We start from the raw sequence: 11796 nt of genomic DNA, 5'->3' as shown, positions 1-11796 counted from the left end.
ACCTCCCTGCGGGTCCAGGGCGGGCATGTGGTGCAACTGAGCAGCCCCATCTGCAAGCCCCCGAGTTCTTCGCTAGGCAGGGCCCATTTCGCAACGGCGAACAAGCGTCTGGGGACGATCCTGATCCCGACACTCTGGTTCAACCTGGGCATGCTCTGGCTGCTCACCCTGCTGCTGTATCTCTGCCTCTACGCCGATCTCATCAACCGCATAGCTGCGTGTGTGGATCGCTGGATGGGTACTAAAACAGCACTTCCCGGCACAAATAGCCATACAAGCAATCATTCCGGATAGATTCGCAGAGGGGCACCCCCCGAATCGCCCGTTTTGTCGAGCCCCGGGAGACGGAAAACCAGTACGTATCCAGCCACCAATAGCCAGATCCTGTTTTGTCCCTTCCGGAAACGCCACAGCCCCATGCCGAGTTATCGTGCTGAATAGTTACGATCTGTTTTGAACAATTATCCAAAAGAATACCCCCGACAGCGTTCGTGTACCTGGATGCTGTCGGGGGTATTCTCAATACTACATTTCGCTATGGGATTCCTGGTTTCAGTCTTCTCCCTCCTCCCGTAAGCTGCCGGCAATGGCCTGATAGTTTACAGACATAACCGGACAATGGGCGCGCAGGGCCACCCGCACAACAGTGGAGCCCATAAAGGCCTCGTCCTTGGTGTCCTTGGAATGGTGGGCCATGACGATGAGGTCGGCGTTCCTCCACCGGGCGCATTTGATGATCTCCTGGTACGGGGCACCTTCCCATGCCCCGGTCGAGAATGACTCCAGTCCTTCCACCCGGTTTTCGCACTCGTGTTCAATGCGTCCGACCGCCTCCCGGCATTCCTGCTCAATGGCCTCCTGGTCCTCGCGCATCCCCTGGTAGCCGCCCTTGACATCCACGGCATGGAAGACATGGAGTCCGGCATTGGAGGTCCGGGCCATGCGCTGGGCGAATTGCAGGGCTTGGCTCGCCGGCCGGGAAAAATCCGTTGCGACCACAATCTGCAAGGGGCGCGGTTCTCTTTGCGGCCGGGGACGGGTGACGATCATCACCGGGCAACGGGCCCTCTGGCTGACCTTTTCCAGACAGCTCCCGGCCGCGCCCCAGATGGACGAACGGCACTCGACCTCCTTGGAGGCGTGGGGACCCATGACGATGAGATCGATTTTTTTCTTCCGGGCGAAGCGCAGGATTTCCGTATGGGGGAGGCCGGCCGTGACCTCATAGGCAACATCAGCAAGTTCATCCGTCATTTTACGGTAGTACTCCTCGAGATGGTCCCTCATCTTTTCCACTTCGCCGCAGGGCACAAGATGACGGACCTGGCCCCAGCCATATTCCACACCGCAGGCATGGAAGACATACAGCTTGGCCCCATTTTCCCGGGCCAGGGCAATGGCCTCCTGGGCAGCGTAATCGCTTTCGGGAGAGGGGGTGATAGCCAGCAGGATTTTTTTGAAGAACATGGATGTTTCTCCTTATTGCATCGTCAGAAAAATATCGGGACAGATGCAGGGATGGTTGTTTTTCCTTGCCTCCCGGGGCCCGGTCAGACGGACAATCCCTGGATTGTCCCTACGGATTGTCCGGGTCACTCCTTCACGTGGCATGCGCCGCAGGTCATGGGTCCCCTGCCGGTCTCGTCGTGACAGGTGATGCACCGTTTGTGGAAGGCGCGCATGAGGCCGAGTTCCCCGCTGTCGGGTCGGGCGGGATGGCACGAGGAGCAGGGATCGTCCTCTGAGGTTTCCCCTTCCAGCAGCTCTCCGTCCTCGTAGACATGATGACAGACGGAACAGTCCTCGATCTCCGCCTTTTCGTTGTGCATGTCGTGGGCGAAAAACACCGCCGGACGCTGGTGTTTTTCAAAATCGTCCGAACGTATCAGGACCATATCTTCCTGGGCCGTGGACACGCTCGGAACGACGAACAGGCCCACTACCAGGACCAGAACTGCCGGGATCCAGAAATTACCACATATCCTCTTGAATTTGTGTATCGTTCCCATATGCGTTTCCTATTTTTCCATACATTCGTAGATGATATCGATGAGGAACATGAGCTTCATATCCAGTTTATTGGCGTGGATGATGTCCTCGAGTCCGCCATGGCAGTTGTGGCACGGGGCGATACACACCGGAGCTCCGGTGTCTCTCAGCTGTTCCGCCTTGATACTGTTTCCCTGGACCCGAGTGTTCTTGAACGGCGGACCGCAATTGATCACCCCGCCGCCGGCAGAACAGCAATAGTTGTGTTCCCGGTTGGGGGTCATCTCCACAAAATTGGGACAGAATGCCCGGACCACTTCCCTGGCCTTTTCGTGCAACCCGCGCCCGCGGACGATGTTGCAGGGGTCGTGCAGGGTCACTAGCTGATCAAAGGTTTTTGCCACCTTGAGTTTGCCCGCTTCCATGAGTTCCCAGTAGAACTCTATGGCATGCATCACCCGGACGGGATGGGACCGCCACCCAAGCCACCTGTTACCCATGTCGTAAACCGACCTGAAGGCGTGTCCGCACTCGCCCATAACGATGCGCTTGCACCGAAGATCCATGGCCGACTCGAAATGTTTCTGTTTGAGCCTCCCCATGATCTCATAGTCCCCGGAGTACATGGCCATGTCGCTGTTGTCCCAGCCGGGCATGGACGGCATGGTCCAGTCCTGCCCCGTGGCGTGCATAAGCACGGCGGCCTGATAGATGAGCTGGGTCCGGAATTTGGGTTCAGGGCCGATCACGGAATAGAAGATGTCCGCACCGTCCTTGTCCAGGGGGATACGCAGCTCCGGGATCTCGTCCCTGGCCTCTTCCTCCTGCCACTGCAGGCTGTCGATCCATTCGTCGTCCTTGACCCACATCTGGTTCATGGTCGCGGCATGGCTCTGGGCCGTGTCCTGGAGATACTGCGGGGTGACCCCGAGTTTGTGGCAGATTCTGCGCGCGATCTGCATCATGTACGCCGTATCGATACCGAACGGGCAGTACTGGACGCACCGTTTGCACAGATTGCATTCCGTATATGCCAGCTGGGCCATCTGATAGATGAATTCCGGACTGACCCGTCCCTTTTTCTCCAGCAGGGGCCAGATGGTCTGGCTGACCTTGCCCACGGGGGAATAGCTCGGGTCCTTGTCGTGGGAGTGGTAGAAATGGCAGGCCTCGCTGCACAGTCCGCAGCGCACGCACATCTCGCTATAGGCCTGGAGCCTGGCCCCGGTCTCTCCTTGCAGGACCCGGGTCACCACGTCCTCGATCCGTTCCGGGGTCAGCCGGTCCACCCCGGTCTGGAGACCGACGTCGTCGATCTTGCGTTTTGATATATGTCCGATGGATTTCTTCATGGATTCTCCTTCTTACGCAACTATTCAGGTCAACATTTTTGTATTATTTTGAAATTTAACGCCAATTCGGAGTATTGACTACCAGATCCAACAAATTGGAGAAGTTAAAAAGTTCAAAATATGCATAGTTCCCGCCTGCAATTTCTAAAATCTCTAAAATTTCTAAAATTCAAAATTTTCATTCCTGGAAAATGCAGTTGAATAGTTACGATATTGCGTAGCTTTTCGAACTTGCCCGTTACCAATCCTTCGCGTGCCTGACGGCTCCGAATTCAGAGCCCATGTAGGCCCTGGAAACGGCTCCGAAGAGCATGTGACTGAGGCGGGTGAAGGGAATGGCCGCGAGCATGATCTCTCCCGCCACAATGTGCAGGATGAGCATGAGTTCGTAGTTGAAAATCTGGTGATAGGCCAGAATGCCGGTGACAAAGGGCAGGACAACGATTCCCAAAACCACCCAGTCCATGGGGCGGGTCACGAAGCTGACCTCGGGGAGCATGATCCTTCTGGCCGCAAAGAACACGCAGGCGAGAACCACGCCCATGGCCAGGATGTCGGCCAGCCATTCGGGCAGGGCCGGAAAAGATATCCCGAAGAACTGGTCCCACAGGACTACATGCCCCAGTAGAAAGATGGGGACCACGAAGAGCAGAATGTGGAACCCGAAGGTGGCCACCGTCATGGCCGGGTTCTTGCGCCAGTTGACCGTGCCGAAGGGGGTGATCCAGTGGAGGATCGACCGCATCCCGTATTTGAAGCTCATATACTCGAAGACCACCGGATCCTTCTTGCGCACCGAGCGGTACATGAGGGCCAGACGGACTAGCGAGCCGCCGATAAACAGAGTCCAGGCGACCCAGGCCAGCGGACCGACCACGAATTGATACACGCTATTCATGACTGCCTCCAACGAATTGCAGCTTGATCATCCCTTGAAATCCTCCACACGGGCCACCCGACGGAAGTACGCATCGTCCTTGATATATCTGAGCATGACCTTGTCTCCTTCAGGACTGAACACCGGGTTCCAGGCCTGGTCAAAGGATTCGCCCAACTCCCTGCCGTCCAGAACAAAGGTATATGCCCCGCCGCGTTCGACCTTGACGGCCAGGTGTTCCCCGTCGGGACTGAACACCGCGGGCCAGACCATGGCATACCGTCCCGGCCAGACCTCATCGTCCACTAAAACAGCCCATTGGTCCTTGTCGTCCTTGCCCAGGGCTGCGGCCCGACCGGTATTTGGGGCGAGAATCAGATCCGTGACCACGGGGAAACAGGTCTTCCATGCCTGACCATCCCTGGCCAGGGTGAAATGGCCGTATCTGGAGGCGACAATGGCCCAGAGGTGATTGCCGTCCACGGAGAACTGTGCATGCCAGCACTGATCGAACACGGGTTCCCAGATGGTTTCACCGTTCCTGGCCATGCCCCATTTACCCCGTTCCCGGACCGGGGCGACCACGGACGTATCGGTTGGCGAGAAAAGAGGTGCCCATACCCCGGAGAAGGCTCGGGCCCAGGTCTGGCCGTCAACGGCCACGGTGTAGTCATAGAGTGAGGTCCGCACCTGTGCGGCCACTCGGTCTCCCCTGGGACTGAATACCGGAGTCCAGGCGTTGACGAATTCCCGTTGCCAGGGGGTACCGTCCACGGCCACGGTGTAGCATCCTGCCTGGTAGGCCTGGATATCGGCCTGGGCAAAGGATTTGGTCTGCACCACGGCAGCGGATTTGTCACCCGCTCGGCTCAAGCTGAATTGGTTGGCGTTTTCAAAAAAGGTTTTCCAGGGTTTCCCATTGACGACCATCCCGTACTGCATGTCCCGCTGGGCGGCCACGGCCACAGTCTTGCCGTCGGCGCCAAAAAGGATCTTCCAGAGGAACCCGTACATCTCGTCCCAGGTCTGTCCGTTCACGGCCACGGTCCACTCGCCATCCTGGGCCACGAGTGCCACCAGTCTCCCATCCGGACCGTACCCCAGCTGCCAGATTTTCTCGAACGGAGGATCCCAGATATCCCCTTTCTCGCACACACTGAATTCAAACCCGCCGACCTTGGCCACCATGGCGATCTTCTCGCCATCAGGACTGACCTGGAATTCCTCGATCCATTCAAATTGGGTGGAACAGTATGTGGTGGTGACGATCTTTTTTTCACCCACATCCCAGTCCCAGGACTCTTTTCCCTGATCCCGTCGGTTATTGTTGGTCATAGTCATAGTCGTCTTCCATATTGCCTGAAGGTTTATGCACTCTTTTGGGTGGTAAAAAAAAATATAGTCATGATATCCAAATTCTGTCCACTCTCCGGCCAGCCTATTTGGACATATATCATTCTGTGCGTTTTCACCTGCGTCTAATGTTCACGGTCCGGGAAGAGTGGGACCCCAAAAATTCCGCACCGATGTCCTGAACACGGCCAAGGTCCAGCGGCAATCAATTTATAGTGTACCCTAAATCATCCGTTTTGACCACCCTTCCCGTCTTTGTTTCCGGTCAATTTGCGGACGAGGGTTGTAAGCTCATCGAATTTATATGGCTTGCCGACGAATCCAATCACTCCATGCGCAGGGGGGTCCTTGGACATGGGATGCGCGGAATATCCAGATGCAACGAGGATCCGGGTCTCCGGGTATTTGTCGAGCATCTTTCGGATACACGCTTCCCCACCCATCCCGGGCATGCCCAGGTCAATGATCACCAGATCGATCCGGCTCCTCTCCTCCGCATGGACCTGGAGGGCCTCTTCTCCACTCGCAGCCGTCAACACGGTATGGCCATTTTCCTCGAGAAACTCCCGGGTCAACTCCCGGATCATTTCCTCATCGTCCACCAGCAGAATGGTGGATCCCGCCGGGAGGGTATTTTCATCGGGGATGGTCTCCGGTTCGTCTATCTCTTTCTCCGGTTCCAAGTGAGAATCGGAAGGGAAATACATACTCATGGTAGTTCCCTGACCAACACGACTCTTGCACTCAACATATCCATGGTGGGCCTTGACTATTCCGTATACCGAGGAAAGCCCGAGTCCCGTGCCCTTGCCGACCTCCTTGGTGGTAAAAAAGGGTTCAAAAATATGTTCAACGACTCCGGAGGACATGCCATGTCCGTCGTCCCGGACCCGAATACACACATAATGTCCCGGCTCTAGTTCGGTCCCAGCCATGGGGCGTGGTTTCTCAACGTGGATCAGTTCCGTTTCAATACCTACCCGACCATCACCCACCAAGGCATCGGCAGCGTTCTGGACAAGGTTGAGCAACACCTGTTCGATCTGTCCCGGATCTGCTTTGATCAAACATCGGTCTTCCGTGAATTTGGTCTCCAGAACGACCATTTTGGGCACAGTCCTCTGCAAAAGGGACAGCCCCCTATGGATGATTCCATGCACATCGACGATCTCCATGCGGGGTTCCATCTTCCGGCTGAAGGTCATCAGATGACGCACAAGATCCCTGGCCCGGTTCACGCTGTACTCGGTATCCCGGAGGTACCTTTCCAATCCAGACCCCTTGCCGGTTTTCTTGGAGAGAAAGTAGAGATTGCCGGAGATCGTCTGCAAAAGATTATTGAAGTCATGGGCAATACCACCAGCCAGCGTTCCCACTGCTTCCATTTTCCTGGCATGGGCGAGCTCCCGTTCCAGCCCTTTGCGCTCCCGTTCCGCCTCCTTGATGGGCGAAACATCCAGGAAGGAGACAATACGCCGTTCCTTGTTTGGGATCGTGCCAATCGAGATGACCACATCCTTTATCTCGCCACCAAAGGCACGGATCTTGGATTCCCGTTCGAAATGCTCTTCTTCCCCACCCAAACATGTCCGAACAATTTCTCCCAGTCCCGGATCTGAAACAAGGGCGGTGAGATGCATGCCAAGGAGCATGTCTTCCTGTTCATACCCAAAGGACTGCAAACATTTACGGTTGGCCATGACCACGCGTCCCTCGCCGTCCAGAAGAATCATGCAGGTGGCCGCATTGTTGAAAACCCGTCTGTAATTGCCCTCGCTTTCCACAAGGGCCTTTTCAACCCGTTTCCGTTCCTTGAGTTCTTTATGCAGTATTTGTGTTTTCTCCCGGACCTGGCGTTTGAGAAAATAGGTCCATAAAAATCCGAGCACAAATATTACACCGATGGGAACGAGAATCCATGCCAATACAGTGAACACTTTCTTCCGGATTTGCTCCCGGGTGTATGGAGAAAACCAATGATCATGGATGGCTGCGTATTCCCCGTTTTTCTTGAGGATACTCAGCCCTTCGTTGAGCTGTGAACGTAACACGTCATCACCCTGCCTGACCGCAAAACAGTATTTACGGGGAAGGATGGATTGGCCAACCGGTTCGACATTGTCGATCCCCAGTTTTTTCATGACGTAGAGCCCCTGAATTCTGGCGATCAGAGCACAGTCCACTCCGTTCGAGACCAAACTTTCGAGAACCTCTTCCTGTTCGGCGTACCCGAAAACGAATGCAGAGAGGCCGTTTTGGAGGAGATAGTCATGCATGATGTCCCCCTGCTGGACCCCGATAGATTTATCGATGAGGTCATCGATACCGGTTATGGAAGAAGCCGTGGGTACAAAAATGGAGTGGGAAACGATGCTGTGGTGGGTGCTGAAATCGACCTTCCGGTCCCGTTCCCCCGAATAGAACATCCCCGTGATCCCGTCGATGGTCCCGTTTTCCAGCTGGGCACGGACCTCGTTCCAGGGGCCTAATGTGACACGGCAGTCGAGCCCCATGACCCCGCAGGTTTTTTGGAGGAGCTCCACGTTGAACCCCGTGGGGTTCCCGTTTTTGTCCACAAACTCATAGGGGGGATAGTCATGGTCCCCACGAAAATGGAGCGCACGATCATTTTGTGCGCTGGCAGGCAGTACCAATGCAAGCAGACATGCCGCCAGAAGAGCACATTGCAAACAATGTGAAAAATAGCCCATGGTATCCGTTCGATATTGAACATTCCGTTTGGGTTTCTTTTTATGAGCAGGCATCTTCCAGAGCTGACCGAATATCCTGGAAACGGAACCCGAATCCAGCTCCTCCAAGCCTGGTCGGCACACAGCGCTGGCTGTCCAGGAGGGCTTCAGACGCCTGACCATAGGCCATTTTGAGGGCAAAGGCCGGGACGCGCATCAGGGTGGGACGGTGAAGGACCCTCCCGAGTGTGGACGTGAACCGCTTGTTGGTCACTGGCTGGGGCGAGGTCATGTTCAGCGGACCGCTCATGGAGGCATGTTCCACGCTAAAAACAATGGCCCGGCATAGGTCATGGACATGGATCCAGCTCATCCACTGGTTGCCGTTTCCCAGCACCCCACCGAGCCCGGCTTTGAACACGGGAAGCATGGGCGCGAGCAATCCGCCTCCCTTGCCTATTACCGGAGCGAACCGGCCGATGATCACCCGATGGCCCGACGTCTGCGCATCCTCGGCTTCCTGCTGCCAGGCCCGGCAGATTCCGGCCAGGAAATCATTCCCCGCCGGGGCGTCGTCTCCAATCGTTTCGTCACCCCGGTCATCATAGTATCCCACGGCATTGGCACAGAAGAAGGCCGTGCGCTTTGCGCCCTCGAGGGCCTGGACGGCCATCCGCGTGGACAGGATGCGCGTGTCGTGGATTACCTTTTTCAGTTCCGGGGTCCAACGCTGGATGATCGGGTTGCCGACGAGGTTGACCACGACATCCGCGTTGCTGTCACGGAGTCGATCCTGCCACGAACCCGGAGCGAGAGGGTCGCCCTGCACGATATCGACGCTGTCCAGAGCATCGGGGAGAGGTTTCCTGGTGGAGCGCACCAGGGCTATCACTCCGTGTCCCTTGTCAATGAGTTGCGTCACCAGATGTCTGCCGATGAATCCGGTACCCCCAAGAATGAAATAGCGCATGGACGCGGCCTCCTGGCTCTTGTTGTTCATTTTCCTCCTGCCACAGTCGTCAAAATATTGCAAAGGGAGAGATCCCGTTGTGTCCTCAATTCCTCAGAAACATGTCCCGATTGATCCGTCCGTACGTATCGAAACTTTTCAGGGTTGAGACCATGACTGCCAGAAAGCTGGACAAGGAGGATGTGAGAAAGATGGCCACCATGATCATGAGTTGGTATTTAATGGCCACAACCGGAGATGATCCCCCAAGAATCTGGCCCGTCATCATCCCTGGCAGGGCCACCAGCCCCATGGTGGAGACCGATGCCAGCTGGGGCCCGAAGGCCGCCCTGCATGCCTCGCGTACGAAAGGACGGATGGCCTCGCTGTGGGTCGCACCCATGGATACGTAGGCCATGTACTCGTCTTCCCGCCGGATGAGCTGGGAGTAGAACCGGTCCAGGGCCACGACGTTGGTCCGGAGGATGTTGCCGAAGATCATTCCTGCCAGGGGGATCAGATACCGGGCGGAAAAAAGGACATGCGCATCCAGGACGATGAGAAAACTTGCCAGGATGACCATGGCCAGCACGGCGTAGCAGGGGTAGGTCACGGTGATGAATTTGGGGAATGCAAGACCGCTCTGTTTGAGGATGGCTCCGTTGGCCACCAGGACCATGACCAGAATCCAGAGGAGATTCAGCAGCATGCTGTCCCATTTGAAGATGTACTCCAGATAGACGGCGACCAGGGAGAGCTGGACGACCATGCGGGTGAACCCGATGATCATTTCTTTGGTCAGGCGTAGATCCAGATAGCGGAACAGAAGGCCTGGGATGATGAGCAACAAGAAGAAACAGGCGAGCTGGATGACGGAGATGTCCATGGTTGCGTTCATGCTACCCCTCCGGACTCATGTATGTGGCCCTGTTCCATGGTAAGGATCCTGGTGGCATGGCGCTGCCACTCTTTGTTGTGGGAAACCGCGATGATTGTCTGCTCGCTGGATGCCGTAACCAAGTCGATGACCCGAAAGATATTGGACTCGTCCAGGCTCGAGGTGACTTCGTCCAAAAGGTAAATGTCCCGATCCAGGAGCAGAGCCTGGGCAATGGTTATCCGCTGCTGTTCCCCGCCGGACAGGGAGTGGTAGGCGCTGGAAAGAATTTCCGGTGGGAATCCCAGGGATGCCAGAAGCGACAGTCCTTTCTCTTCATCAGGCTTGTGTAGGCTGTTGTGTTTGAACGTAAAGGGAATCTCGAGATATTCTCTGACCGTACCCTCGAAAACCAGCGGCTTCTGCCCGATGTAGGCGAAATGGTTTCTGAAATCTCTGATGGTTGCGGCATCGACGATATGCCCATCCATGAGGATATCCCCGGTGCATCCCTTGGCAAACCCGAGAATAGCCTTGAGCAGGGTGGATTTCCCGCCCCCCGAGGGCCCTTGGATGAGAATTTTATCGCCTTTATGGACCCCGAAATTGATACCGTGGAGGATGGTTTTGCCGTCCCGTTGGACGGTTATCCCTTTGAGTTCTAGATAGTTCATTGAATGTCTCAGATTTTGGGTGGAGATTTGGTATTCTGTTACGGCCATTTGTGATTATGCAGTCACTGATGACCCGCGATCATTTTTTGCCCCTCCTGGGAACGCCGAGCGTCTGCTCGGCAATGCGCCTATGGACCTGCAGGAAACATGGGCAGATGGGATACCCGGACAACCTCATGGTATCCCGCTGTGCATTCCTTACAATGCCGAGCAGACGCTCGGCGTTCCCAGGAAAAGACACAGGTTATACCAACATATTGTGTTGAGTAGTCACGACCTTTTTTTCCTTTCGAAGATATTTGATTGTATCTTCCCGATCGTGACAACATCGTTACCGGTTGGAACGTCTCTGAAAAAAACATTGCAAAATCAGTAATACGAATTTAGAAAAGGTATCCATAAACAAACACGTTTTACTCCAACCATCAACCAGGAGCACGTATCATGACCGGCTGTACCCTGACGCAGGAAGAGATTGAATCGACCAAGGCATTTCACGGACATTGGTGCCCCGGCCTGGCATTGGGCCTTCGGGTAGCCGAAGTAGGGCTCAAAGAATTCGGCAGCGCCAATGACGAGGATATCGTCTGCGTCACGGAAACGGACATGTGCGCAGTGGATGCCATTCAATTCCTTATGAGCTGCACCTTTGGCAAGGGAAACCTGATTCATCGGGACTGGGGCAAGGCCGCGTTCACCTTTTACAGCCGGGCTACCGGGAAGGGAATGCGTGTGGCTGTGCGGGAAGAATTCTGGGGAAGGGAGCTGACCAGAGAGGGGCGGATTCAGGAGATCATGAGTGCGCCTTTGGAAGAACTGCTCGCTTTCACCGAGCCCGAAGTATGCGTACCATCCAGGGCTCATCGGTTGGAAAGTCTGGTTTGTGAGGAGTGCGGGGAAAAGACCATGGAATCGAGGACACGGAGGTTTGGAGGGAGGGCGTTGTGTATTCCGTGTTTTACGAAACTTGAACAAAGATAATTTATTAACGAAAAGGCCCTATTCCATTCTGGAACAAGGCCTTTTCGTTCTTGC

The 11796-nt window shown here is 55.5% G+C and carries 11 protein-coding genes; 2 read left to right on the top strand and 9 right to left on the bottom strand.

From position 1 onward, the window contains the following. Positions 1 to 294, top strand: a 294-nt coding sequence (locus tag ACY692_RS06265) for a hypothetical protein (protein ID WP_462324490.1), incomplete at its 5' end; no start/stop codon positions are given. A gap of 258 nt (positions 295 to 552) precedes the next feature. On the opposite strand, the gene ACY692_RS06260 is transcribed toward ACY692_RS06265, so the two are convergent. The 9 genes from ACY692_RS06260 to ACY692_RS06220 all read right to left on the bottom strand — a co-directional run bounded on the left by ACY692_RS06260 (position 553) and on the right by ACY692_RS06220 (position 10761). Next, positions 553 to 1467 (bottom strand): universal stress protein, encoded by a 915-nt coding sequence (locus ACY692_RS06260; protein WP_462324489.1) that lies wholly within the window; start codon positions 1465 to 1467, stop codon positions 553 to 555. A gap of 125 nt (positions 1468 to 1592) precedes the next feature. Next, positions 1593 to 2009, bottom strand: a complete 417-nt coding sequence (gene tmcA, locus ACY692_RS06255; protein ID WP_462324488.1) for an acidic tetraheme cytochrome c3 TmcA — start codon at positions 2007 to 2009, stop codon at positions 1593 to 1595. A 9-nt stretch (positions 2010 to 2018) separates the two neighbouring features. Beyond that, on the bottom strand, positions 2019 to 3341 hold the full coding sequence (tmcB, locus tag ACY692_RS06250) for an electron transfer complex ferredoxin TmcB (RefSeq protein ID WP_462324487.1): 1323 nt from the start codon (positions 3339 to 3341) through the stop codon (positions 2019 to 2021). Between the two features lie 238 nt (positions 3342 to 3579). After that, on the bottom strand, positions 3580 to 4239 hold the full coding sequence (gene tmcC, locus ACY692_RS06245; protein WP_462324486.1) for a TmcC family electron transfer complex membrane anchor subunit: 660 nt from the start codon (positions 4237 to 4239) through the stop codon (positions 3580 to 3582). A gap of 27 nt (positions 4240 to 4266) precedes the next feature. Further along, positions 4267 to 5559: an electron transfer complex subunit TmcD gene (tmcD, locus tag ACY692_RS06240; RefSeq protein ID WP_462324485.1), complete on the bottom strand. Its 1293-nt coding sequence runs from the start codon at positions 5557 to 5559 to the stop codon at positions 4267 to 4269. Positions 5560 to 5798: 239 nt separating this feature from the next. After that, positions 5799 to 8282, bottom strand: a complete 2484-nt coding sequence (locus tag ACY692_RS06235) for a transporter substrate-binding domain-containing protein (RefSeq protein WP_462324484.1) — start codon at positions 8280 to 8282, stop codon at positions 5799 to 5801. Between the two features lie 40 nt (positions 8283 to 8322). Continuing rightward, entirely contained in the window at positions 8323 to 9261 is a 939-nt protein-coding gene (locus tag ACY692_RS06230; protein ID WP_462324483.1) for a TIGR01777 family oxidoreductase, read from the bottom strand. Between the two features lie 55 nt (positions 9262 to 9316). Further along, on the bottom strand, positions 9317 to 10108 hold the full coding sequence (locus tag ACY692_RS06225) for an ABC transporter permease (protein WP_462324482.1): 792 nt from the start codon (positions 10106 to 10108) through the stop codon (positions 9317 to 9319). Then, positions 10105 to 10761 (bottom strand): ABC transporter ATP-binding protein, encoded by a 657-nt coding sequence (locus tag ACY692_RS06220; protein WP_462324481.1) that lies wholly within the window; start codon positions 10759 to 10761, stop codon positions 10105 to 10107. The genes ACY692_RS06225 and ACY692_RS06220 overlap by 4 nt, the downstream gene beginning before the upstream one ends. A gap of 444 nt (positions 10762 to 11205) precedes the next feature. Between ACY692_RS06220 and ACY692_RS06215 the strand changes: the two genes are divergently transcribed. Next, positions 11206 to 11742 carry an FmdE family protein gene (locus tag ACY692_RS06215; protein ID WP_462324480.1) on the top strand — a complete coding sequence of 179 codons (537 nt, stop codon included), beginning with the start codon at positions 11206 to 11208 and terminating at the stop codon, positions 11740 to 11742. Positions 11743 to 11796 lie beyond the last annotated feature (54 nt).

This window comes from Desulfoplanes sp. (assembly GCF_054921335.1).
Note: the sequence above shows the minus strand (reverse complement) of the source record. Positions and strands in the feature narration are given on the sequence as shown.